Genomic DNA, 22,559 nt, shown 5'->3' with positions numbered 1-22,559 from the left:
ACGGCAACATCTTTATGGACTAAAGTGATTTTTTTCGTCAGCCATCAGATCATAAACCTCGCTTTCATGATAGAAGAATGAAGTGAGTCACTGAACCTAGATGCATTTTCCTGCATCGTGAACCCATTGCTTGTGTAGAAATAAAACGTATGACATTGAATAAACAGCAACTTACATTGAACTGTGACATGGGTGAGAGCTTTGGCTCTTGGATTATGGGGGCAGACGAAGATGTTATGCCTCATGTTGATATGGCAAACATCGCGTGCGGTTTTCATGCTTCCGATCCTAATGTCATGCACGACACTATCACTCTCGCCAACGACAACGATGTTGATATTGGAGCACACCCGGGCTACGCCGACCTCCAAGGCTTCGGCAGGCGCAGTATAAACATGACGGGTGATGAAATTACTAACATGGTTATATACCAAGTAGGCGCTTTACAGGCACTTTGTCGGGCTCAATACACAGATATTAGCTATATAAAGCCTCATGGCGCGTTATACAACGACATGATGAAAAGTGATTCGATATTTAGATCAGTCGTAAAGGCGGCAGCTTTGTTCAAAGTGCCATTAATGATTCTAGCGTCACAGGAAAACGAAAAATACTTAGAAATCGCAGATGATTATGACGTTCCCTTGCTGTTTGAAGCATTTGCAGACCGCTTGTATCAAGATGACGGATTACTTACACCTAGGACACAGCCTGATGCCGTGTTAAAGAATGAGCATGCGATACTTGAGCAAGTCCGTACGTTAGCAGATTCTGGGCGTGTCAAAACCGCTTCTGGCGGCTACATTTTACTGGAAGCCGATACGATTTGTGTTCATGGTGACAATGAAGAGTCGATCGCTCTGATCCAAAAGATCCGTCAAAGCCTATACGCGGGAGGAAATTAATGCATAAAGAGAAATTTAGTATTTCTTTGATCTCCGAGTGCAGTATTTTCATTAAGTTTGACGAGAGTATCTCTGAAAATGCGGTCGGAGAACTTGCTCGCAACATAAAAGACACTTTAGCGTCAATCATTATGAACGTGGTCCCCTCCTATCAAACCATCCTCATTGATTACTTGCCTTTTCGAATCAATGAAAAAGATTTAGTGCATAAACTGCATCAAATGATCAGTCAGTTTGATACTCAATCGCTCAGCCTTGTTCAACCTAACCACATCACTATTCCCGTATACTACTCCGAAGAAACCGCGCTAGATTTGCCCCGCTTTCAAGATCGTGGACTATCATTAGACGCGCTCATTTCCTTACATACTCAAGCCGAGTATGCGGTTTCAGCGATTGGTTTTGCTCCAGGTTTTGCATTCCTCTCCGATGTTGATACTCAATTACACATGCCAAGGTTAGCTACACCAAGAACGCAAGTACCAGCCGGAAGCGTGGGAATCGCAGACTCTAAAACGGCCGTCTATCCATCAGATAGTCCTGGCGGATGGAACATTATTGGTAGAAGCCCGCTTCCCCTTTTCTCTGATACGCCACCTTTTATACCGTTTGAAGTAGGTGACAAGGTCACGTTCAATGCCATTTCCAAACAAAAGTTTATCGAGTTAGGAGGTGTTCTATGAGTTACGCTGGATTGCTGGTGGAAAAGTCAGGGCCACTTTCTTTGATTCAAGACTTTGGTCGTTTTGGATTAGCGCATATTGGCGTGACTCAAGGTGGCCCCGTAGATGATTACGCCTACAGTTGGGCAAACCATTTACTTGGTAACGTAGTCAATTGCGCTGCGATTGAAATTACTTTGGGTAACGCTTGCTTTGTCGCACTACATAACTGCCATCTTGCAATATGTGGTGGTGATTTGAATGCAAAAGTAGATGGTGAGCCTATCTCAAATTGGTCTGACTTTACATTGAAGAAGGGGCAGAAGCTGCAGTTCGGAGTCGCAAAAAATGGACTTCGATCCTATCTTGCGGTTAAAGGTGGGTTCGATATTGCTCAGCACTTAGGAAGTGCCTCTACAGTCACGAGAGAATCTCTTGGTGGTTATGACTCAAATGGTGGCGCTTTAAAAGCAGGCGATATTCTTCCCTTTTTTCCTCATAACTTACCGAAACACAAACCAAGGCTGATGACATTTCGCTTTAAGCCGGATTACAACTTACCTATCAAGCTGAGAGTGATTGAAGGCTATCAAAATGAGGACTTTGATGAAGACGCTCGCCAAGCCTTTTATAGCAACGCATTCACCATATCCCCTGATTCAAATCGTATGGGCTATCGTCTTGAAGGAAACAAAATCAAACCGCCTTACGAAGGCGTACTGTCGGAAGGAATTGCGCTAGGATCGATTCAAGTTCCTAACGATGGTAATCCCATTGTGTTGCTCAACGATCACCAAACCATCGGTGGCTATCCTAAGTTTGGCTGTGTAGCACGTATTGACCTGCCAAGGTTGGCACAGGCGAAACCCGGGCAAAAAGTGAATTTTGTGAAAGGAGATAGACAAGGCTTGCAAGAAGTATGGTGCCAATGGGCTCAGTTTTTTGGATATTAATACAACCTCTGAGCCCATACGTAACTATTATGCCGGCATCCCATAACGCTCTGCTAACGCTTGCGGATAGTCTCGCTCTTGCGTGAGTTTAATCGCGTACTGCTCAATTTCTTGCTCAGACCAATGCACAGCGACTGGATGTTGTGATTCCACGTTTTGGTTAGGTTCGATATCAAACCAGAACTGAAGCATTTTTTGCGCTGCGAGTAGTGTTGATGACGCTTTTACCACTTCTATTCGTGCGTAATGGTTGTCTTCAAAGGTCACATCGGCTGCCCTGAGTACCGGATCCGTTCCAGGAATTTGCTGGGCACCAAACAGGGCTTTTCCCCCTTTGATAGCAGAATGATAGTCGGGAATGAACTGCGCCATGTGTTTAATAGCATTATTGGTTCGTTCTTCTAAGACTTCTTCTCGCCAACCGTTACGTATTTTTGAGAGTAAAGGAACTGGCAGTTCGGGCTGAGCTGAGGACGGCGTACTCTCAACTAAGCCATCTTCAAATAGCGTAATGCCTTTCGTCATGCCGTGAAGCTGAAAATAACCATCGCCATAGGGAGTCAGTTGAGCCATTCCTTTATCAGTTCCACGCGGTCCATGGAAAATAACTTCTGGCCACAGTTGTTGACAGTCTGCCCACTTGGTTACGTAAGCGGCTTTAAACTCAACTAACCTATCACGCTTGGCACCGATGGTATTGTCAATGGATCCTGTTTCAAAACCACATGCATTGACCAAGTAGTCACATGTCATAAGATAATCAATGCCATCTCGTTCGTAACCAAGTTGCCAGTGATTACCCATCCAGTCCGCTTGTTTGAGCGTTGCTTGTGTGCATACTGAGGCGTTTGGCAGAGCGTTCAACGTTAAGTTGGCAATTGCGGCAAGGCGAAAAACACTCCAGCCATATTCCTGAACCGCCACAACTGGGTACTTTAGCGCTTCTAGATCAGCATGTTGAGCAAAAGGAATACACCACTCATCAAAGGTTGCAGGGTGACTTGGTTGAGTGCGTTGTGCGAGTGCTTCTAGATCCTCTTTTGAATACAATTTGTAGTATTCACTTGGTTCACCAAGCACTTTGTTGCTTTGATCTTTATCAACGAGCGTTTTATACGCATTTTTCACCACCTCTAGTCGAGGAATAAGTGCGGATGGGTCTCCACCATCAGAATAAGGAACTGCAATGATCGTCGGGCGAATATTCAGTGAAAGCGGATATAGGCGAACGGTATCAATGGATTGTGCTAACAAATCTAAACATTGTTGCTCAGAAATCTCTCGATATAAGTTGCCACCTGCATGTAAATGGCAAATGGGCGGACCATTTACCAGTGATACGCCCTTCTCTATTACGGAAACTTTAAAACCCAGCTCCGCAAAATGAATTGCTGCTGTTGCACCTGCGACACCGCCACCAACAACAGCGATGTGCTTATCTTTGTAATTTGGAAACTCAGACTTCATTGCTTCACTAAAAATTTTATAAGGAAAATTCTTTACTAACGGTGGATTCTACTCGTGTTTGGGCTTGATTAAAATCACAAAAAGTTCATGGGTTTGCGAAATATCCAACTGCGCCTTTATGGTGCGTTAAAGTAGAAAAAAATTGCAAAAAAAGTACTTGACGACATGGTTAGGAAGACACTTTTTTATGCCTATGTGAATAACAATTTCACTGTAAGACCCATGGCGCAAAGCCTGCAGAACCCCCCCACTTTTTACCCCATTTAGTTATCCCAAAAGTTATCCACTGTTTTTGTGGATAACTAAAATAAAAGTGTCATGGAGTGTTCCACATTTAATAACATTTGCAGTGATTAAGTGTTTACTGGCGTTAACAATCTTTTCAACAAACTCATTACGACAAGTGCCAACGTAACAAATGTTGCCAGTGGTAAAGCTATCCACAATTCGGGGTGAATTTGTGCGTTCAGATCGAAGCCATATGTCATTACCGCGGCCACACAAACTTCCGCAGCGAATACCGCAACACCGCTAGCTATCAACGCCATAATGCCGTATTCGGCCCACAGAGTCGTATTGATCCGTTTTTTACTTGAGCCTAATGTGCGATACAAACGAATCTCCTGCTGACGTTGGGATAAGCTTAATCTCAATAGCGTGAAGATAAGTAGCAATCCCGCAACCACGCCTAAAAGAGCAAGAATAGTGATTGCCGATACGATTTGTTGAATCAAATCCTGGATTTTTTCGCCCATGGTACGAATGTCTAAAACAGATACCGTTGGGTGAGATCGAGACATAGACGTTAATAGTGCTTCGTTCCCTTCATCAATTCTATAACTGATGAGGTAAGAACCCGGTAGATTAGCCATAACGTCGGATGAGAAAATAAAGTAAAAGTTAGGCTTCATATCACGCCATTCAACATAACGAATGGTATCTACTACCGCATCGTAGTTCTGGCTATTAATAACAAAGCGCAGTTTGTCACCAAGTTCGATGCCCAAGTCATTTGCTACATCGGCTTCTACGGAGACACTCCCTTTATTTGTCCATTCACCCGCAAGCACATCATTATACTCTGGCAGGCTGTTTCCCCACGTAAGGTTCAATTCACGACGTATTGCGTCAGAGCCTTCTCCTTCGTATTCAATCTCTTTGACGTTTTGACCATTAATCTCTGTCAATCGACCACGAATAATTGGATAAGCTTGTGACCGTGTAACCCCATTTTTATCTAAGGTTTCTAGGTAGCTATCGAGTTCGTAATCACCAATATTTAATGCAAAGACATTTGGTGCGTCTGCAGGTAAGGTTCTCTCCCAATCCGCGAGAATATCGCTGCGCACAAGCCAGATAATAGATAGCAGCATCAAAGACAACGCCAAAGCACCAAACTGCAGGCCACTGGTTACTGGCGTGCGGTTGATACGACTCAACGCAAGCTTCATGGCAGGTTGTGTTGAAATACGCGCAAACAATTTTGTGAGTGCGACGCTCACTGCAGCAAGCACTACAAAAAGTACTGCAATACCAATAAGAACAATCCAAACTAAGGTATTATCAGCATAAAGCAAAAGTAATGGGACGACGGGAACTAGAACAAGCAACATTCGCTTCCAAGAACGTTGAGCTTTGCCTTGCTGTAGCACTTCTAAGGCTGGAGTTTTAATCAAACCTAGCAATGGTATGCCAAGGGCAGGAACGGTGATCAGGACTGCTGAGATAAACGACACTAGATAAGGAGTGACGCCGTAACTAGGTAGTGGCTCTGGTAATAAGTCTTTGAGTGGAATGCGCAATAAGTACTCCAGCCCACTCCCCAACAATAACCCAACGACACTGGCGCTAATGAGCAGGATTGTGACTTGAATAAACAGCCATTTTTCAATCCATCGTCGACTTGCGCCAAGGCTTTTTAGCATCGCAATGGTTTGTGTTCGACTATTCACATAGTTTTGGCAAGTAAGAACCAATGTTGTCGCTGCCATAATGATGACAATCGCAACAGTTAGAGACAAATACTGCGTCGTTCGTTCAAAGACCTCATTGCTACGACTGGCAGTATCTTGCGTGCGCCAGCGATCACTAGGAGAAAGAACAGTATCTTCTTGCAGGCCTTTTAGCGTTTTATCATCGGCTTGTAGAAACAGACGGTATTGAACTCGACTCCCGACTTGAATTGCTCCTGTTTTCTCAACGTCTTTTTGATGGATGTATGCAGAAGGCATTTGCTGAAATGGGTTAAAGCTTAACCCAGGTTCCATCAGCACTGCACCTGAAACCGTAAAATCGGCATCGCCTATAGTGACGCTGTCACCCGACTTGACGTCTAGTTGAGCCATAATCCGCTCATCAAGCCAGAGTTGGTTCTCTTTAACGCGACCGGATGGGTTGTTGTTTAGTACCAGTTCTCCCATTAAAGGGTAATTGTCGTCTACTGCCCTTACGGAAATCAACTGCATACCATTGTCGCTAAATGCCATCGTGGCAAATCGTGTCATCGTCGAACGTTCTAGGTTTTCAGTCGAGGCTAACAACGTGTCAGGTATAGGATTAGCAGACACAAACACCGCATCCGCTGTCAATGCATCCTTCCCCTGTTTGACGATCACCTGCTCCATTCGCTCCGCTAATGCAGAAAGCGCAAAGATGCTCGCAATCACAAGAATAAGAGCAACGCTAATAGGCCAAAGGTTCCCCTGTCTTATTTCGCCGAAACTCCAACGTATTAGGCTTTTGTTTGACGAGTGTTTTATTGCACTGCTTCTTTCTGTCGATGTTGCTTCGCTTGATGATACTGCAGACATTACACCTCCTCCTTAAGCTCACCCGCCTCCATACGATAAATACGGTCACATCGACTTGCTAGGTGACCATCGTGTGTAACTAATATCAGCGTTGTTCCATGCTGCTCATTAAGAGCGAATAAAAGCTCAATCACTTTGTCTGCGGTTTGATGGTCAAGATTGCCGGTAGGCTCGTCTGCGAACAACAGTTCAGGCTGTGTCATAAAGGCACGTGCTAGCGCGACACGTTGTTGTTCACCACCAGATAATTGACTTGGAAGATGATCGACACGTTTTTCCAATCCAACAGCGGTTAATAATTCGGCGGCTCTTGCTTCATCTTCGGCTTCGCCACGTAAAAGACAAGGAAGCGTGACATTGCGTAATGCACTCAAGCTCGGGATTAATAAGAAACTTTGGAAAACAAAACCTAGAGAGTCAGCTCGAATTTTTGCGCGAGCTTCATCGTCAAGTTTTGATAACTCATGACCTAACAAGGTAATTTCACCTGATGTTGGTGTATCAAGGCCAGCTAACAACGTCATCAACGTTGACTTACCCGCACCGGAAGTACCGACGATGGCGATTTTCTCTCCTTTCCTGATGTCAACATTTACATCTTTGAGGATTGTTAATTGCTCTTGATTAGTAGAGACTTGTTTAGAAACCAAATTGGCTTGAACAATAGGTGCATTAAGTACAGGTGTTTGCATGATTCGTATACTTTCCTTAGTTCTATTTTTTTGTTTTTCCGCTACTGCACATGCGAGCGAAAAGCTACTTGTCTTAGGTGATAGCCTGAGCGCGGGCTATCAGATGCCGATCGAAAAGAGTTGGCCTAGCTTACTCCCTGATGCGTTGTCAGAACATGGTCAAGATGTAACAGTTATTAATGCCAGCATTTCTGGCGATACCACAGGCAACGGATTAGCTCGATTACCACAGCTGCTAACCCAGCACAGCCCTGATATGGTGCTCATTGAGTTAGGTGCCAACGATGGCCTAAGAGGTTTCCCTCCTAAACTTATTACGTCGAATCTCTCAAAAATGATTACCATGATAAAAGATTCAGGTGCGGACGTTGTCATGATGCAAATTCGAGTGCCACCTAATTATGGTAAGCGCTATAGCGATATGTTTTACGATATCTACCCTAAGCTTGCACAACATCAACAAGTTACCTTGATGCCATTCTTCTTGGAGCATGTGGTCATCAAACCCGAGTGGATGATGGATGATGGCCTTCACCCAAAGCCTGATGCACAGCCTTGGATTGCTGACTTTGTTGCTCAAGAATTAATTAAACATCTCTAATTTTAATGGTCTAGCTCAATAAGTTTTACTTAACTTTACGTTAATCTATTTTCAATTCCACTCATCGAGGATAGATAACAACATGCGAATAGACCCTTTAATTCAAGGTGTTGTTGCTCGCTCTGCTCACCCATACGGGTGTCATGCATCCATTAAAGAGCAAATTGAATACGTAAAACACGCCCCGCAGATCAAAAGCGGTCCAAAACGGGTTTTGATTATTGGTGCTTCCTCTGGTTTCGGGTTAGCGGCTCGTATTGCCCTCACCTTCGGAGGTGCTAAAGCTGATACCATTGGTGTCTCCTTCGAGCGCGGGCCTTCAGATAAAGGCGTTGGAAGTGCGGGTTGGTATAACAACATCTTTTTTAAACAAGAAGCAAATCACGCGGGGCGTACCGCCATCAATATTGTTGGTGACGCATTCTCTGACTCTGTCCGCAATCAAGTGATTGAAGCCATTGAAACGTACTTTGAAGGTGAAGTTGATTTAGTCATCTATAGCTTAGCGACGGGTGTTCGACCTAAACCAGAGTCTGATGAGTTTTGGCGCAGTGTCATTAAGCCTATTGGTGAGCCTGTCACTGGCGCTTCAATTATGCTGGAGAACGATCAGTGGGTAGAAACCACTTTAACTCCCGCAACAGAGGAAGAGGCCGAAGCCACTATCAAAGTGATGGGCGGTGAAGACTGGGAAAGCTGGATTGATACACTGATTAATAACGACTCAATTGCACAAGGCTGCAAAACCATCGCGTTTTCTTACATGGGACCAGACGTTACGCACCCTATCTATCTCGATGGTACGTTGGGCCGAGCGAAAATCGATTTACACCAAACAAGTCACTCGTTGAACCTAAAACTTGCCAACTTTGACGGCGGTGCTTACGCGACAGTGTGTAAGGCGTTGGTGACGAAAGCCAGTGTGTTCATTCCTGCGCTAAGTCCCTACCTATTAGCGCTTTATCGAGTGATGAAGGAAAAAGGAACTCACGAACGTTGTATTGAACAAATGCAGCGACTGTTTACCACTAAATTGTACGATCAAGATAAAGTGCCTGTTGACGGCGAACGCTTAATCCGAATAGACGACTTAGAGCTTGACCCGCAAGTACAACAAGAAGTCCATGCTCTTTTAGAACAAATGAACACCAATAACTTTAAAGAGATTGGTGATTACCAAGGCTTTAAAGATGAATTTATGAAGCTAAATGGCTTTAACTTTGAAGACGTCGACTATTCGCAAGACATTTCTATTGAGTCGCTAAAATCGCTTAAACCGTAATGCTTGTTATCTGTTTCAAGTATGAGATATGTGATAACTATTCCTAGTCCTGAACACTTTTCAGGACTTTTTTTTGTTTCAAGCCCCAGCCACCCTATACTTAATTAAAAACCGAGAACAAGATAGAGCAGTCTACATTTTAAATTCACAGGAAGTGAAACCACGTAAAGGATGACCTATATGGGGAGATTGCAAACATTAGATTATGAAATCCCTGAGTCTATGCAAAAAAGCTGGCAGGAAATCGTCAACTTACTGGCTCAAATAACGCACGTACCCACCACATTAATCATGCGTATCCACCCAGATCGTATTGAAGTCAACACATCCAGTGAAACTCAAGGTAACCCCTATCGTACCGGCGATGCTGAACTGCTCGGCAACGGTTTGTATTGTGAGCATGTCATTGAGCATAAGAGCGAACTCATGGTTCCTAATGCGCTCGAGGATGAAGAATGGTGCAATAACCCTGACATCAAACTAGGCATGATATCTTATTGCGGTTTACCGTTATTCTGGCCAAACGGAGAGACGTTTGGAACTATCTGCATGCTTGATTCCAAGAAGAATGAATACAGCGACACATACCGCCAATTGCTCGGAACTTTCAAAGACTCAATCGAAGCGCAGCTCTCCGTCGTGTATCAGCAACACAAACTCCAGCGTCTTAATAATGAGCTCAAAAATAGAGTTGAGAACCGTACTACGGACCTAGCGCAGTTGAGTTACTCCCTAACAAAAGAGATTGATCGTCGTAAGGCCGCAGAAAAACAAGTGAGCTACCAAAAAACACACGATCAGGGAACCGGATTCTTAAACCGCGCAGCACTGGAAAGTGTTGTCGGAGAGACACTCGGAATGTTGGATCATAGCCAGCAATCACTGCTCGTGATAAACATTGGCTTTAGTAACGCTCGCAGTATCCAAACCCGCTATGGCTTTGAGGCCTTTGACGAGATATTAAAAGAATTTCGGTATCGCCTTGGTAAACGAGAATCGAGTTATTTTGTTACCGGGAGGCCGAGCTCGAATGACCTTGTATTACTCATTTGGGGCAACGATATTGATATGAAATTGCGTAAGCTACTGGATGATATCACCAATATTGGCTTGGGAAGCTTTTATATAAAAGACACAGAGGTTCACCTCAACTCTTATATTGGTGTTGTACAAGCCCACCAAACCAGCAATGCCAAACAACTTCTTCAAAATGCATGCTATGCCATGCTGCTGTGTAAAGAGTCTGGCGAAGCGTATAGTTATTTTTGTGAAAGTCATTCGAATGAGCTAAACAACCACAATCAATTGGAAAGCTACTTATTGCAAGCGGTAAGAAATGACGACCTGATGCTGTACTTTCAGCCCAAAGTTCATCCCCATACTCACAAATGGATTGGCGCAGAAGCATTGCTGCGCTGGAGACACCCAATACTGGGAGACGTCTCTAACGAAGCATTAATACATATGGCTGAACAAAACGGACTTATTTTTGAAGTTGGCTCTTTTGTTCTTCGTACCGCGATAGACAAAGCTAAACAGTGGTCGGAGTTAATTGATAATTTCAAAATTGCCGTTAACGTATCTCCAATTCAATTACAAAACGTGAACTTTGCGGAGCAAGTGCAACACCTACTCGAATCCTTCCATTTACCAGCACATTTTCTCGAACTCGAGGTGACCGAGAGCGCTTTAATTGCCGACGAAATAGTAGCACGCACAACGCTAAACAAATTGCATGAACTAGGTGTGACATTGTCACTTGATGACTTTGGTACAGGGTACGCCTCTTTCAGCTATTTGAAGAAATACCCATTTGATGCCATCAAGATTGATAAGAGCTTTGTCCAGCAAATGGAAAAGTCGGACGATGATCGTGCGATCATTTGCTCTATCATACACATAGCTAAAAAGCTGGACCTCCAAGTGGTTATTGAGGGCATTGAATCCCCCCAACAAGAGCAGTTTCTTATTGGTGAGGGGTGTGATATTGGGCAAGGCTTTCTCTATGGTAAACCGATGCCTTGTAATGAATTTGAGCAAAGTCTGTTTAATCAGCGTCTTTCAGGCGGACAATACGCCTACTCTTCCTAAGCATTCTCTTTACTAAGGTGGCGGTGGTTTCTATAATCGCCGCCCGCTTCTATTAAAAGGCCAATATCTTCATGGATCAGTTGACTGCCACGCTTAAGAAAATTGAAAAGCAGAACTACCGCGCTTATCAGCAAATCAAAGGTCAATACGACTTCACTGATTTCACTTTGTTCATCGATCACGTACAAGGAGATCCGTATGCTTCCGCGTCACGTTTTCGTGCAACTCGCGCCTGGTCCTTGACTGGTCTGGAATGGTTAAAAGACGAGTCCCCTGCTTTTCAACGAGCAGCACGTGATTTTATTGCGCGCAGTTTTGAGCAGTTTGCTAAACAAGAAAACTCCGTATCCATTTCATTGAATGGCCAAACTGTGTTGGATAGCACCGCAGTATTGTTTACCGAGGAAGGTATTGAACTGCGTTTTCGAGTTAACTTGCCTGCTGAAGGTCGTTCAGTGTTGGGGAAAAAAGCCAACAACATACTGACTTTCCATTTGCCTAAGTTTATCCGTCGAGCGACCTTAGAACGTGAACTCGACAAAGCAGCATTGATTGAGCATTGCCAAGTTGTTGAAGACCAAGATGCCCTGCGTGCACAGTTGGAAGCCAATAACCTAGTTGCGTTTGTCGCAAATGGCAGCATTCTCCCTCGAATTGCTGGCAACTGTGATCTCCCAATGAAAGAGGCGGTTGAGTTCAAGGCCCCTGAATCGCTGCAAGTGACTTTACATGCACCAAACAAAGGCCATGTCACGGGATTAGGGATTCCAAAGGGCATTACGCTAATCGTTGGTGGCGGTTTCCACGGTAAATCTACCTTACTGAATGCGATTGAGCGTTCGATTTACGACCATATTCCAGGAGATGGTCGTGAATACATCGTAGCTGATGAAAAGGCAATGAAGATCCGCGCCGAAGATGGTCGATGCGTGCATCATTTGAACCTGTCGAATTACATCAACCATTTGCCAATGGGTAAAGATACAGCGGACTTTTCGACTCAAGATGCATCAGGCTCAACATCACAAGCCGCTTGGCTTCAAGAGTCTATTGAAGCGGGTGCGAGCACGTTATTGATTGATGAAGACACCTCTGCGACGAACTTCATGATTCGAGATGAGCGTATGCAGGCATTGGTGGCAAAAGGTGATGAACCAATTACCCCTCTTGTCGATCGCATTGGTCAATTGCGAGATGATCTCGATATCTCTACCATTATCGTTATGGGTGGTTCAGGCGACTACTTAGACGTTGCCGACACAGTCATTCAGATGCACGACTACCAAGCGGTTGATGTGACAGAAAAAGCGAAAGAAGTGATCGCTCAGCACCCTACTCAACGTCATAACGAATCGGAAGAACGTTTACAAACCTTCCTGCCTCGCGCCCTGAATCGCGTTGCTTTGATGAATATTCTCACTGACGGTAAATTCCGTGTGAATGCGAAAGGCAAAGAGTCACTTCGATTTGGCAAAGAGTTTACTGACCTTAGCGCTTTGGAACAGATTGAGTCCGCTGATGAAGTCAACACGATTGGCTGGTTATGGTTCCAAATCGCTCAGCTTCCAGGCTGGTGTAATCATCCAGCGAAAGAAATTGAAGAAATGCTGTCTGGTGAGTGGCATGCATCGCTTCCTAAGCAAGGGGACTTAGCCAAACCACGTACACTAGACGTAATGGCTGCGCTTAATCGCATGAGAAAATCTCAGTTTAAGCCTTCATGCTAGTTTTGATACGCTGATTGAGACAATCCAATGAAAAAAGGCAGCTAATAGTTAGCTGCCTTCCTTTATCTTTATTCATACCGAATCATTCGTTTCTCAGTACATTCCACGCTTCACAAAGAATTCTAAACCTTTCTGCATCACCATTCTCTCTATCTGGGTGCCAACGAAGCGCGAATTTTCGCCACTGCTTTCTAATTTCTGCGGGTGTTGCATCAGGGTTAAGCTCAAACAGTGAGAGTGCTTTTGTTTTATCCACACTGACTGTAGACGAACCACCAATGAATTTTTGATAAGTGGTCCAAAATTCATTCAACAATCGACGCACTTCATCTTCGTCCGCTTCGTAGTTGCGCCAATCCAGATAATATTCACGCAAAGGGTCGTTAATATCAACGATATGCCTCGAAGCTTCTAACGAAGACATCAGCTGGATATTCATCGCTTCAACTTGCAGCCAGGCATCTGGGTAAAGCGTTTCTTGCAGTTGGTATAGCGCGTTCATGATTAAGAAATTTCGTTTGAATAAATCCTTATCAGGAGAATCATCCAATTTCGAAATGTAGCCCTGTTCACTCAACTTGCTTGCTAAGGTGTGAACTTTCCAATCGGAAGGCTGCTTTCTAAGAATTTCTAGCATTGGCCATAGCAACGGGTTTTCTATTGCATGAGTCTCAATACTACTGACCGTGCGTTGTCCTTCCATTCATCCTCTCTGTTTTTAATATTGAAGCATCACACTAATCTCAGAGAAGGCTGCTCATCTGTACTGGTAAAAATGCTTGCTGACGCGTATTTCAGGCCTAATTTCTGTGGCACCGAATGAAGCGTGGGTATCATTTTGTACCATAAACAACAAAAGGCCGATAGTCATCAACCATCGGCCTTTGTAAGGAGATCACGTAAAGGTTAAATAACCCCTAGTTCACGTAAACGTTCCATAAGGTAGCTATGTGCGGTGTAGCGCTCAGACAAAACCACTTCTGGCTTTGGATGCAAGAACAACGGCAATGAAATACGCGACTTTTCTTGACGGCCACCCGTTGGGTTGATTACACGGTGAGTCGTTGAAGGAAAGTAACCGCCCGACGCTTCTTGAAGCATATCACCAATGTTGATAATTAAGTTACCAAAGTCACAGGGTACATCAATCCAATCACCTTCTTTGCTCTTTACTTGCAGTCCAGGCTCATTAGCGGCTGGCAGAACCGTTAGCAGGTTAATGTCTTCATGCGCGGCAGCACGGATAGCGCCTGGCTCCTCTTCCCCTGTCATTGGCGGGTAGTGAAGAACGCGTAGTAATGTTTTGTCGCTGTTATTGATCATTTCTGACAACGCGATAGAAAACTTCTCTTGAACGTCCTTAGGTGCGTACGCTTCAACCCAGCCTAATAGCTCCTGAGCAAATGCATTCGCCCGCTCATAGTACTCTAAGATTTCAGCTTTAAGTTGCTCTGGGATCTGACCCCAAGGGTAAACATGAAAGTACTCTTTGATGTCTTTCACTTTGTGCCCTTTCGCTACTTCAGACACAGAAGGTGGAAAGTAGCCATCTTGGGTGTCTACGTTAAAGTGAAAATCATTCTTTTGATCTGAACAGAAAAACTCATGCCAGTTTTTGTAAATTGACTCTACAAGCTCTTGTGGAATCGGGTGGTTTTTCAACACACCAAACCCAGTTTCGCGCAGAGAGGTAACGAACTGTTGAGCAGCATCGTCAGCAAGATAATCGACAGTTTCCAGTTTCATGGCTTTACTTCTTTTTTATTAGACTGAATCACGGATTCTATGGATGGGCATGTTGTAAATCAAACTTTAATGAAAAGTGCACGCGCAAACGTTTTAATGTTGAGCAGTTTGGCAATAAATCAACATTTTCAGTGATCAAAAACACCATCAAAATAACAATTGCACACCGTTCAATTAAGTGTAATCATTACCCAAGTCTATGGAGTCCCACTGTGTAAGATAAATTGAAGGATCAAGTAACTCTATGAAAAGCACCTCGACACTCTTAGGATTGACGATTTTTTATGCCATCGTGTTTTTATTTTCTGCGTTAGAACCTAACTCACGTGCCGTTTGGTTTGCGGAGATTATCCCAGCAATTGGTATTCTTGTTGCTATTTGGGCAATCTCGATTCGCTATCAATTCAGTAATACGGCTTACTTTTTAATGTTCATCTGGCTCTGTTTGCACACTATCGGAGCGAAATATACGTTTTCCGAAGTACCATTTGACTGGTTTAACGACATGATTGGTTCAGATAGAAACAACTTTGATCGCGTTGCGCACTTTTCGATTGGCCTTTATGCGTATCCGATAGCTGAATACTTGATACACAAGAATAAGTTCAACAAAACGTTCTCTTGCTGGTTTGCTTTGTTTGCGATCATGTCGCTTGCAGCAGGCTATGAGATTATCGAATGGTGGTATGCAGAATTGGCTGGCGGCGATGAAGGAATCGCCTTTCTGGGCTCGCAAGGTGACATATGGGACGCCCAGAAAGATATGTTGTGCGACACCGTTGGTGCAGCGTTGTCGCTGTTTTTAATGTCGGCTCAGCGTCGATTTTCTCAGCCACTCTAAATAAGGGTTAAACCCATCAACAATTGGAACCTGTACGATCTGTGCTACTTCATATTCGTGCAGGTTTTCTATTTTCTCTTCCACCAATTCATAGAGCTCTCGGCGAGTTTTGATCACCAGCAACCATTCGTTGTCAGTACAAATCTCCCCTTTCCACACATAGTGACTTTCAATAGGCATCGTTTGAATACACGCGGCTAATTGGGCATCTAGCAAACCTTTAATGATCTGATCTCGATTTTTTTCGTTGCTGGTTGTGCTTAACACCATGCAGTAGTCATGTTTTATACTCATTTTCTAGCCCTTCATTATTTCATTGTCACTTTGCCGCCAATCATTTTGTAAGCGGGCGTTCCTCTCACTAGGGTATCTCTTGCAAACTCTTGCCCGCAACTGGGACAGATGCATGGGGTTTGTGTGAAATCGTCAACAATGCGCTCTTTGAAGCATTTGACCAGTGCGCCTTTTCCGCCTTTACGGTACTTGAATAGTTGAGTTTTACACTTTGAGCAATAGATATCGACAGTTTTCGTCGGCTGTTTCTTATTCGGTTTCGCCATGATTATTTTCTATATCAGGTTTTACCCATACGTTATTAAAGTCAAACCAACCTAAGGCATTACACTTTGCATTTTGTAAGGCACCGCTGTGGTCTTTATTGACACCCAACCAGCAGTGAAACATCGGAATCACCTGACAACTTTTTACCAACTGACGTCCTAGCTCACGTGCAGGGAAGTCTGGATAAACACCAGCACGCCACTGATCAACGAGCTTCGCCCATTCGCTAAAATCGTAACCAGAACTGAATTTCTCAATATCACTGTAATCCAGAAGCCAGCCAGCCAACGCGTCATTTCGATTCGTTGCAATGCCCATGGCTTTCACCCAAATATCCACTTCCTCCGGTGCGGGCGGTTGAGAATCATAACGAATAAACTCGACCTCTATACCGTGCGGTTTTAAGAGTGTCTTGATGGCCTTGGCAACTACTGGAAACATCGGATGCTTTTTCTGATACGCCACGTAAATCACCTTATCAGCCTGCGGCACGGTTCCCGCCTCTGCTGGCCTAAGGTCAATCCAACCTGGCTTAAGGCCAAAGGCTTGCAATACTCCCAGTTCCATCACTTTATCCTGAGGAACATGAGCATAAATTTGGTGACTGTTGAGAGTTTGTGATAGGAATTCTGCCCAGCGAGGGTCTTTTGCAATCCCGGTGTTTTTGTTTAGTAATAGGAATGTACAGCCAGGATCAAGCTCGACCTCATCAGATGAACCTTGTTTATCCATCTTTGGCTTAGACAAGCTTGGATAGACCATTGAAGAGTACGCTTCATCAATTACCCACACCTCAACTTGGTCCAGTAAGGGACGAAAGCCAAAGTAGCCATCAAAAGCAGTCAAAATGAGACGCTTATCATCATTCATTTTAACTTGGAACGGCCCAGTCCCTATTGGTTGTCTATCGAAGTTTTCTGAACGCAAAGCGCTTGGTAGCAAAATTTTTGCTTGCGACTCACTCAGCGCCAAAGGCAGGTAGCGATCAGGACGGACGAGTTCAATATCGACGGTCCATTCCTGTGGTGAAGATACCTTTTTTATATGAGAAAACAGGTTCAGGCTACTTAGTGCAAGCACACTTTCAAGTACACAACTGGTTGATAAGGGTTCACCATTATGAAAACGCACCCCACGACGAAGATAAAAACGCCAGTGCGTATCAGAAATGGCTTCCCATGTGTGGGCTAAATCTGGCTGAAGTTGTTCATTTTCATCAAGGCGAGTTAGCCCGCTAAAAATTTGTCTGGCGATGTGTTGCTCAGAACGCCGCATCGGTTTCTGTGGGTTTAACATCGCCAATGGTCGATAATAAGGCAAACGTACCACCTGTTCGCCCTGTCGATGCTGAAGCCCTAAATAACCCTGAATAACCTGCGTTAATCGAGCCGCGTCGTTATCAAGCGCATCTAGAGCCTGGCCAATTTTCCCTTCGTCGAGATAACGTCTGGCGAGGTTTTCACTGACATCGCTACGGTTACGTTTGAAAACGAGTTTTGAGAGTTTTCCTCGACCCGCCGCTGGATGCCATTCAATCCAGCCCTCCTCTTCTAATTTATTGAGAACAATACGAGCATTACGACGTGTACAAAACAGCGCTTCGGTAATGTCTTCTAGCTGAACGTCCGTATCGTGACCGGCGAATTTTTCAAACAGTGTTTCGAACTGAACACGTAAACGAGGGCTACTCATAAAGAGGAAATTCTTATCTTATTGTTGATAAGCTAAGTTTCCTCATTTTTATCAAAAAGTGCAAACGTCACGCAGTAAATTATTGAATATCGATGCCAATTTCTCGTGCAAGATCGGCAAGTTGTTCCTCATTATCCAGCTTGATAGACCATTTACACTCTGCACCATGAGATAAAACAACGTTCGCTCCTCTACCCAGTAACTGGATAGAATCGGTTTGCGCTTGTAAGGTCACCATTGCACTGCCGGAGAGCTTAATCACGATTTCACGCTGGGTAGCAATGATTTTTCCTAATGAAAACTCAATCACCATCTTGCTTTATACCGACTTCGTTTTATGTTGCTTCACTGCGATAGTTAAGCGACTGGTACACACTAATCGGCCTCGTTCATCAGTTATGTCGATTTGCCATACTTGTGTTGAAACGCCAAGGTGTACGGGTTTTGCCGTACCAATCACATGACCACTTCGCATTGCACGTACATGGTTCGCGTTGATATCCAAACCGACACAGTAACTCCCCTCATCGACAGAGAAATTCGCAGCTAAAGAGCCTAATGTTTCTGCGAGCACAACAGAAGCGCCACCATGAAGCATTCCTAAAGGTTGATGAGTAAAACTACATACAGGCATGGTTGCTGTAAGGGAGTCATCCGTGAAATCTGTGTATTCAATTTGTAGGTGCTCGATCAGGGTATTTTTTGATGTAGCATTCAGAATCTCTATGCTAACGGGCTTTTTCCATATACTCATTGTTTTACTCTTAATTTCACAAATTGGTTTGTCGGATTGTAACGATTTATTAGAGAGCTAGCATAGACTTTACTTAGGTCTAACTTCAAGGTGTAACATCTTGGCCTCTTTGCCAGTTGATGAATAATTTGATCCATGCATCGTGTTACTATTTGGGTATATACTATTGCTTCAAAACAAAAATAATTTAGATGGAGCCTATTATGAAGGTATGGATGAAAGCCTCTGCTCTTTTAACTATCGCGGGCTTAACGGCATGTAGCGCATCACCGACCGGCCGTAATCAGATCCTGATGTTTTCAGATCAAGAAATGTCATCGCTTGGCGCCAAATCTTTCGAACAAATGAAGAAAGATATCCCAATCAGCAAAGATCGCAAAACGAATGCCTACGTACAATGCGTTGCCAAACACATCACTGACACCATCCCTGCGCAAGCTGGATTTAAAGATTGGGAGGTGGTTGTTTTTGATAGTGAACAAGTCAATGCGTTTGCTCTACCTGGTGGGAAGATCGGCGTTTACACCGGGCTTTTAGGTGTCGCGAAAAACCAAGATCAGTTGGCAACAGTCATTGGTCACGAAGTGGCTCACGTCCTTGCTGACCACAGTAATGAACGCCTTTCACAAAGCCAGTTAGCAAATGCGGGATTGTCTCTGGCAAACGTTGCTATAGGAGCTTCCGAGTACAAACAGTATCAGCAAATGACGATGGCGGCACTTGGTGTCGGTGTCCAATACGGTGTTATTTTACCATACGGTCGTACACAGGAATCCGAGGCTGATATTGTCGGGCTTGAGTTTATGGCAAAAGCAGGCTTCGACCCACGTCAAAGTGTCGATTTATGGAAAAATATGAGTGCTGCATCCGGTGGCTCTCAACCGCCTGAATTCTTCTCAACTCACCCATCGCACAGTACGCGTATTAAAGATTTACAAGCAACCATAAATAAGTTGCCTGCGTATAACGCGAAAGCGCCAAAATGTGGCTAAACTTCTGCTACCAGTGTCTATTTTTCGCAAAAAAGCTCCCTAGGGAGCTTTTTTTAATGGGTATAAGGAATAGTTTAAGTACCCAGTATCTGTAGTGGCAAGCTCAACAGGCTATCTCCAAGGGTAGCAAAATACCAAATGATAGCGACAAAACCACCGACAGAAACCAAGTACCAAGCAAGTGAGAAGAGTTGTCCGTAACGGGTTAACGGCAATAAATGACTATGATGTCGACCTCTCCATTCCATGACCACTTCTAGCATCCCCATTAACAATAAAAACCCTAGCAACGTCAGCCCGAAAGAATAGCTGATAAAAATACCCAACAAGGCAGCAGCTATACTGCCGACTAATCCAACCCAAGTGTTCATCGAGAAGGTAATGCTTTTGAGTACATGACCACCATCTAGTGGCAGAATAGGCAACAGATTAAACAGGTTTAGTAACGCGTTAAACACTGCTAGGCCAGCGAAGAGCACCTCTCCAGTCATCCAATAAAGCAAAGTAAACGCGATGCTAAGAACTAAACCAAAAAATGGTCCCATAATCGAGATAACCACATCTTGCCAGCGTGTGTTGATCTTTTCATCACTCAGCGCTAAACCGCCAAGAAATGGAATCAAATAGATGCCCTCGGTCTTCATTCCAAAGTACTTCATCGCTCTAATATGGCCATACTCATGGAAAACTAAACAGGCGATCAAAGCTAACGCGAACTCGATAGAAAATAGCCAAGAATATGCAGCAAGACTTGCAGATGCTAACGCCACTTTGATTACTTTCGCACTCTTGAGTGCTTTCATTCCAAGCGATACTAGCCCTATCACACTTAAACGCTTTTCCGTTGGCGGCTCAACTTCTGGTACTTGGCGTTCGATGTCTTTTTCATTTCGGCAACCTTCGCTAATAAGCTCATCGTTAATTGTGACCTTGTAACTCAATTCAAACGGTTGCCATGTTAATGAACACTCCAAATGGCATACCAGGACTTCCTCCCCTGCAGAGAGTCTAAACTGGTGAAGGCAAGTGTCTGCAACATTATCACTGGCATCTATTTGGGACACCAAGGTGTTATCCCAATATAACTGCTGCCAACCAGCCATCGATCCTTCGAGCCTTAACGAACGACCTAAAAATTCAACATTCAGTAATTCCAACACGATTCCTATTGCGTCTATTGAATAACAACAAAGCGAGGCGCGAATTATGCCTGCTAAGTACAGAAACGGCAAAGCCCGCTATCTCTCGGTTTGAATGCCATTTAACCATAAAGCCCATAAAACAATTCTGGTCGTACCATTCTCTTAAAAAATATAACGATAATACATGCCCTTACGAATCACCGTTTGACCTATGCATCATATTTAAAACGCAAAATACGCTCAAACTTTGACAAGTTATTAAACATACAATTAACATTACATTTACATCACAGTTGTATTTCACGTATTAACAACTGGTGTAAGTATCACACAACAATTACAAGGACTTCGGTCCAACACTATGACACCCTAGGAGGGTCAAGGATGAACAAGAAGCACTGCTCTATGCTTACAATTTCGATATTGTTTGCGTGTAATGCCCATTCAGCGGGCTTCCAGGTAGCTGAGCATTCAGCATCTGGTCTTGGTCGAGCATTTTCAGGTGAAGGAGCGGTCGCAGACAATGCCAGCGTTCTTGCACGAAACCCAGCAGCGATGACGCTTTTCAAAGAAGCTCAATTCTCGGGCGCGTTATCTATCATCGATCCTGAAGTCGATGTGTATGACACGGTTAACAAAGAACATGCGAAAGATGTTGCCCCTTTACAAGTCGTGCCAGCGGGTTATTACATCAGCCCTATCAACGATAACTGGGCTTGGGGTATCGGTATGTTCACAACATACGGTGTTGCTACTGATTATCCAGATGATATTTCTGCGGGTGACATGGCGGGTGACACTTCCCTACTTTCAGTAAATATTAATCCTAATGTCGCTTACCGTATTAACGAGTCTTTCAGTGTCGGTGGCGGTATCAACCTAGTGTACGCGGAAGCGGAGCTGACTCGTCATAAAGGCGCACTCGCCGGTATTTTAGGTGGTAATAAGTCCGATAACCTTGTCGGCATGGAAGGCGAAACTTTTGCTTGGGGTTGGAATATTGGCGCTTTGTACGAGCTAAATGAAAACAACCGTTTTGGCTTTGGTTACCGTTCTAAAGTTGATCTAGATTTTGACGACGGTGAGTTTAGTAGTTACGACTCAGGCCGAGCTCCATCACCAAAAGTGGATGGCCGTTTAAAAATCTCTCTCCCTTCAATTATCGAATTATCGGCTTTCCATCAACTGAATGAACAATGGGCAGTACATTACGGCTGGCAACAGACCGATTGGAGCACATTTAAAGAACTGAAAGCGACGAGTCCTCAATGTAATGATGGAACTGCTGGTCAATGTTTCTACAAACCAGAGAAATACGAAGACAACAACCGTTATTCTATTGGTGCAACTTACACCCTCAATGCGGATTGGACATTCCGTGCAGGCTTTGCATACGACGAACAAGCAGGTGAAGCCACATTGAGCATCCCTGACAGTGACCGTTTTTGGTACAGCGCGGGCCTGACTTACGCAATGAATGAGAATTTAACTTTCGATGCAGGCTTTGCACTTGTTAAGAGTAAATCAGGCTCTTTCACCGAGACGAACGCTCAGGATGAAGAGATCAAGTTCGACTCTGAAGGTACTGCTTACATCAGCGCGGTACAGATGAACTACACCTTCAAATAATGGGATTACGGA

21 protein-coding genes are annotated in these 22,559 nt (G+C 44.1%); 10 read left to right on the top strand and 11 right to left on the bottom strand.

Features of this window, described 5'->3' with window-relative positions; translation table 11 throughout:
* Nucleotides 1-149: 149 nt before the first annotated feature.
* The 3 genes from L3V30_RS16325 to L3V30_RS16315 are packed head-to-tail and all read left to right on the top strand — an operon-like array spanning nt 150 to nt 2,520.
* Nucleotides 150-905: a 5-oxoprolinase subunit PxpA gene (locus tag L3V30_RS16325; RefSeq protein WP_104973678.1), complete on the top strand. Its 756-nt coding sequence runs from the start codon at nt 150-152 to the stop codon at nt 903-905.
* Nucleotides 905-1,588 carry an allophanate hydrolase subunit 1 gene (locus L3V30_RS16320; RefSeq protein ID WP_065646253.1) on the top strand — a complete coding sequence of 228 codons (684 nt, stop codon included), beginning with the start codon at nt 905-907 and terminating at the stop codon, nt 1,586-1,588. Before L3V30_RS16325 ends, L3V30_RS16320 begins: the two co-directional genes overlap by 1 nt.
* A complete protein-coding gene (locus L3V30_RS16315) occupies nt 1,585-2,520 on the top strand; it encodes a biotin-dependent carboxyltransferase family protein (protein WP_046876110.1) in 936 nt (311 codons plus the stop codon). Before L3V30_RS16320 ends, L3V30_RS16315 begins: the two co-directional genes overlap by 4 nt.
* 27 nt (nt 2,521-2,547) lie before the next feature.
* Here the strand turns inward: L3V30_RS16315 and L3V30_RS16310 are convergent, their stop codons facing one another.
* From L3V30_RS16310 to L3V30_RS16300, 3 genes are all read right to left on the bottom strand, one after another.
* Complete coding sequence (locus tag L3V30_RS16310; RefSeq protein ID WP_237309311.1) at nt 2,548-3,987, bottom strand: FAD-dependent oxidoreductase; 1,440 nt, start codon at nt 3,985-3,987, stop codon at nt 2,548-2,550.
* Nucleotides 3,988-4,340: 353 nt separating this feature from the next.
* Nucleotides 4,341-6,797 (bottom strand): FtsX-like permease family protein, encoded by a 2,457-nt coding sequence (locus L3V30_RS16305; protein ID WP_237309310.1) that lies wholly within the window; start codon nt 6,795-6,797, stop codon nt 4,341-4,343.
* Nucleotides 6,797-7,489 (bottom strand): ABC transporter ATP-binding protein, encoded by a 693-nt coding sequence (locus L3V30_RS16300; RefSeq protein WP_237309309.1) that lies wholly within the window; start codon nt 7,487-7,489, stop codon nt 6,797-6,799. The genes L3V30_RS16305 and L3V30_RS16300 overlap by 1 nt, the downstream gene beginning before the upstream one ends.
* On the opposite strand from L3V30_RS16300, the gene tesA reads away from it, so the two are divergent.
* The 4 genes from tesA (at nt 7,488) to L3V30_RS16280 (ending at nt 13,190) form a co-directional block, all read left to right on the top strand.
* Entirely contained in the window at nt 7,488-8,090 is a 603-nt protein-coding gene (gene tesA / locus L3V30_RS16295; protein WP_005395483.1) for a multifunctional acyl-CoA thioesterase I/protease I/lysophospholipase L1, read from the top strand. The genes L3V30_RS16300 and tesA overlap by 2 nt on opposite strands.
* Nucleotides 8,091-8,172: 82 nt before the next feature.
* Nucleotides 8,173-9,372, top strand: a complete 1,200-nt coding sequence (gene fabV / locus L3V30_RS16290; RefSeq protein ID WP_237309308.1) for an enoyl-ACP reductase FabV — start codon at nt 8,173-8,175, stop codon at nt 9,370-9,372.
* 180 nt (nt 9,373-9,552) lie between these two features.
* The gene (locus L3V30_RS16285) at nt 9,553-11,463 is read left to right on the top strand and encodes an EAL domain-containing protein (protein ID WP_237309307.1); all 1,911 of its coding nucleotides are present in this window, start codon (nt 9,553-9,555) and stop codon (nt 11,461-11,463) included.
* A gap of 71 nt (nt 11,464-11,534) precedes the next feature.
* Nucleotides 11,535-13,190 carry an ABC-ATPase domain-containing protein gene (locus L3V30_RS16280; RefSeq protein WP_237309306.1) on the top strand — a complete coding sequence of 552 codons (1,656 nt, stop codon included), beginning with the start codon at nt 11,535-11,537 and terminating at the stop codon, nt 13,188-13,190.
* 82 nt (nt 13,191-13,272) lie between these two features.
* On the opposite strand, the gene L3V30_RS16275 is transcribed toward L3V30_RS16280, so the two are convergent.
* Nucleotides 13,273-13,893 carry a DNA-J related domain-containing protein gene (locus tag L3V30_RS16275; RefSeq protein WP_237309305.1) on the bottom strand — a complete coding sequence of 207 codons (621 nt, stop codon included), beginning with the start codon at nt 13,891-13,893 and terminating at the stop codon, nt 13,273-13,275.
* Between the two features lie 203 nt (nt 13,894-14,096).
* Nucleotides 14,097-14,936, bottom strand: coding sequence for a 2OG-Fe(II) oxygenase family protein (locus tag L3V30_RS16270; RefSeq protein ID WP_005376329.1), 840 nt, complete (start codon nt 14,934-14,936; stop codon nt 14,097-14,099).
* 244 nt (nt 14,937-15,180) lie between these two features.
* Between L3V30_RS16270 and L3V30_RS16265 the strand changes: the two genes are divergently transcribed.
* The gene (locus L3V30_RS16265) at nt 15,181-15,777 is read left to right on the top strand and encodes a DUF2238 domain-containing protein (RefSeq protein WP_005395495.1); all 597 of its coding nucleotides are present in this window, start codon (nt 15,181-15,183) and stop codon (nt 15,775-15,777) included.
* Here L3V30_RS16265 and cutA read toward each other — a convergent pair.
* The 5 genes from cutA to L3V30_RS16240 form a co-directional block, all read right to left on the bottom strand.
* Nucleotides 15,739-16,071: a divalent-cation tolerance protein CutA gene (cutA, locus tag L3V30_RS16260; protein WP_041853070.1), complete on the bottom strand. Its 333-nt coding sequence runs from the start codon at nt 16,069-16,071 to the stop codon at nt 15,739-15,741. The genes L3V30_RS16265 and cutA overlap by 39 nt on opposite strands.
* Before the next feature lie 14 nt (nt 16,072-16,085).
* The gene (locus L3V30_RS16255; protein ID WP_053349877.1) at nt 16,086-16,337 is read right to left on the bottom strand and encodes a hypothetical protein; all 252 of its coding nucleotides are present in this window, start codon (nt 16,335-16,337) and stop codon (nt 16,086-16,088) included.
* On the bottom strand, nt 16,321-18,030 hold the full coding sequence (locus tag L3V30_RS16250) for an SgrR family transcriptional regulator (protein WP_047010405.1): 1,710 nt from the start codon (nt 18,028-18,030) through the stop codon (nt 16,321-16,323). The genes L3V30_RS16255 and L3V30_RS16250 overlap by 17 nt, the downstream gene beginning before the upstream one ends.
* A 79-nt stretch (nt 18,031-18,109) precedes the next feature.
* Complete coding sequence (locus tag L3V30_RS16245; RefSeq protein ID WP_005395503.1) at nt 18,110-18,343, bottom strand: DUF3389 domain-containing protein; 234 nt, start codon at nt 18,341-18,343, stop codon at nt 18,110-18,112.
* A gap of 6 nt (nt 18,344-18,349) precedes the next feature.
* Nucleotides 18,350-18,784 carry a hotdog fold thioesterase gene (locus tag L3V30_RS16240; protein ID WP_012842307.1) on the bottom strand — a complete coding sequence of 145 codons (435 nt, stop codon included), beginning with the start codon at nt 18,782-18,784 and terminating at the stop codon, nt 18,350-18,352.
* A 203-nt stretch (nt 18,785-18,987) separates the two neighbouring features.
* Here L3V30_RS16240 and L3V30_RS16235 point away from each other — a divergent pair, with 203 nt between their 5' ends.
* On the top strand, nt 18,988-19,776 hold the full coding sequence (locus tag L3V30_RS16235; protein ID WP_012842308.1) for a M48 family metallopeptidase: 789 nt from the start codon (nt 18,988-18,990) through the stop codon (nt 19,774-19,776).
* 74 nt (nt 19,777-19,850) lie between these two features.
* Here the strand turns inward: L3V30_RS16235 and L3V30_RS16230 are convergent, their stop codons facing one another.
* Nucleotides 19,851-20,879, bottom strand: a complete 1,029-nt coding sequence (locus tag L3V30_RS16230) for a site-2 protease family protein (protein ID WP_237309321.1) — start codon at nt 20,877-20,879, stop codon at nt 19,851-19,853.
* A 423-nt stretch (nt 20,880-21,302) separates the two neighbouring features.
* On the opposite strand from L3V30_RS16230, the gene L3V30_RS16225 reads away from it, so the two are divergent.
* On the top strand, nt 21,303-22,547 hold the full coding sequence (locus L3V30_RS16225; RefSeq protein ID WP_237309304.1) for an outer membrane protein transport protein: 1,245 nt from the start codon (nt 21,303-21,305) through the stop codon (nt 22,545-22,547).
* Nucleotides 22,548-22,559 lie beyond the last annotated feature (12 nt).

This window comes from Vibrio sp. A1-1, assembly GCF_021728175.1.
In the GTDB taxonomy this organism is placed as follows: domain Bacteria; phylum Pseudomonadota; class Gammaproteobacteria; order Enterobacterales; family Vibrionaceae; genus Vibrio; species Vibrio diabolicus.
Note: the sequence above shows the minus strand (reverse complement) of the source record. Positions and strands in the feature narration are given on the sequence as shown.

What these genes read in the sequence shown, in the direction of transcription:
- L3V30_RS16325 (WP_104973678.1), top strand. Translation starts at nt 150, where the DNA reads ATGACATTGAATAAACAGCAACTTACATTGAACTGTGACATGGGTGAG.
- L3V30_RS16320 (WP_065646253.1), top strand. Translation starts at nt 905, where the DNA reads ATGCATAAAGAGAAATTTAGTATTTCTTTGATCTCCGAGTGCAGTATT.
- L3V30_RS16315 (WP_046876110.1), top strand. Translation starts at nt 1,585, where the DNA reads ATGAGTTACGCTGGATTGCTGGTGGAAAAGTCAGGGCCACTTTCTTTG.
- L3V30_RS16310 (WP_237309311.1), bottom strand. Translation starts at nt 3,987, where the DNA reads ATGAAGTCTGAGTTTCCAAATTACAAAGATAAGCACATCGCTGTTGTT.
- L3V30_RS16305 (WP_237309310.1), bottom strand. Translation starts at nt 6,797, where the DNA reads ATGTCTGCAGTATCATCAAGCGAAGCAACATCGACAGAAAGAAGCAGT.
- tesA (WP_005395483.1), top strand. Translation starts at nt 7,488, where the DNA reads ATGATTCGTATACTTTCCTTAGTTCTATTTTTTTGTTTTTCCGCTACT.
- L3V30_RS16300 (WP_237309309.1), bottom strand. Translation starts at nt 7,489, where the DNA reads ATGCAAACACCTGTACTTAATGCACCTATTGTTCAAGCCAATTTGGTT.
- fabV (WP_237309308.1), top strand. Translation starts at nt 8,173, where the DNA reads ATGCGAATAGACCCTTTAATTCAAGGTGTTGTTGCTCGCTCTGCTCAC.
- L3V30_RS16285 (WP_237309307.1), top strand. Translation starts at nt 9,553, where the DNA reads ATGGGGAGATTGCAAACATTAGATTATGAAATCCCTGAGTCTATGCAA.
- L3V30_RS16280 (WP_237309306.1), top strand. Translation starts at nt 11,535, where the DNA reads ATGGATCAGTTGACTGCCACGCTTAAGAAAATTGAAAAGCAGAACTAC.
- L3V30_RS16275 (WP_237309305.1), bottom strand. Translation starts at nt 13,893, where the DNA reads ATGGAAGGACAACGCACGGTCAGTAGTATTGAGACTCATGCAATAGAA.
- L3V30_RS16270 (WP_005376329.1), bottom strand. Translation starts at nt 14,936, where the DNA reads ATGAAACTGGAAACTGTCGATTATCTTGCTGACGATGCTGCTCAACAG.
- L3V30_RS16265 (WP_005395495.1), top strand. Translation starts at nt 15,181, where the DNA reads ATGAAAAGCACCTCGACACTCTTAGGATTGACGATTTTTTATGCCATC.
- cutA (WP_041853070.1), bottom strand. Translation starts at nt 16,071, where the DNA reads ATGAGTATAAAACATGACTACTGCATGGTGTTAAGCACAACCAGCAAC.
- L3V30_RS16255 (WP_053349877.1), bottom strand. Translation starts at nt 16,337, where the DNA reads ATGGCGAAACCGAATAAGAAACAGCCGACGAAAACTGTCGATATCTAT.
- L3V30_RS16250 (WP_047010405.1), bottom strand. Translation starts at nt 18,030, where the DNA reads ATGAGTAGCCCTCGTTTACGTGTTCAGTTCGAAACACTGTTTGAAAAA.
- L3V30_RS16245 (WP_005395503.1), bottom strand. Translation starts at nt 18,343, where the DNA reads ATGGTGATTGAGTTTTCATTAGGAAAAATCATTGCTACCCAGCGTGAA.
- L3V30_RS16240 (WP_012842307.1), bottom strand. Translation starts at nt 18,784, where the DNA reads ATGAGTATATGGAAAAAGCCCGTTAGCATAGAGATTCTGAATGCTACA.
- L3V30_RS16235 (WP_012842308.1), top strand. Translation starts at nt 18,988, where the DNA reads ATGAAGGTATGGATGAAAGCCTCTGCTCTTTTAACTATCGCGGGCTTA.
- L3V30_RS16230 (WP_237309321.1), bottom strand. Translation starts at nt 20,879, where the DNA reads ATGGCTGGTTGGCAGCAGTTATATTGGGATAACACCTTGGTGTCCCAA.
- L3V30_RS16225 (WP_237309304.1), top strand. Translation starts at nt 21,303, where the DNA reads ATGAACAAGAAGCACTGCTCTATGCTTACAATTTCGATATTGTTTGCG.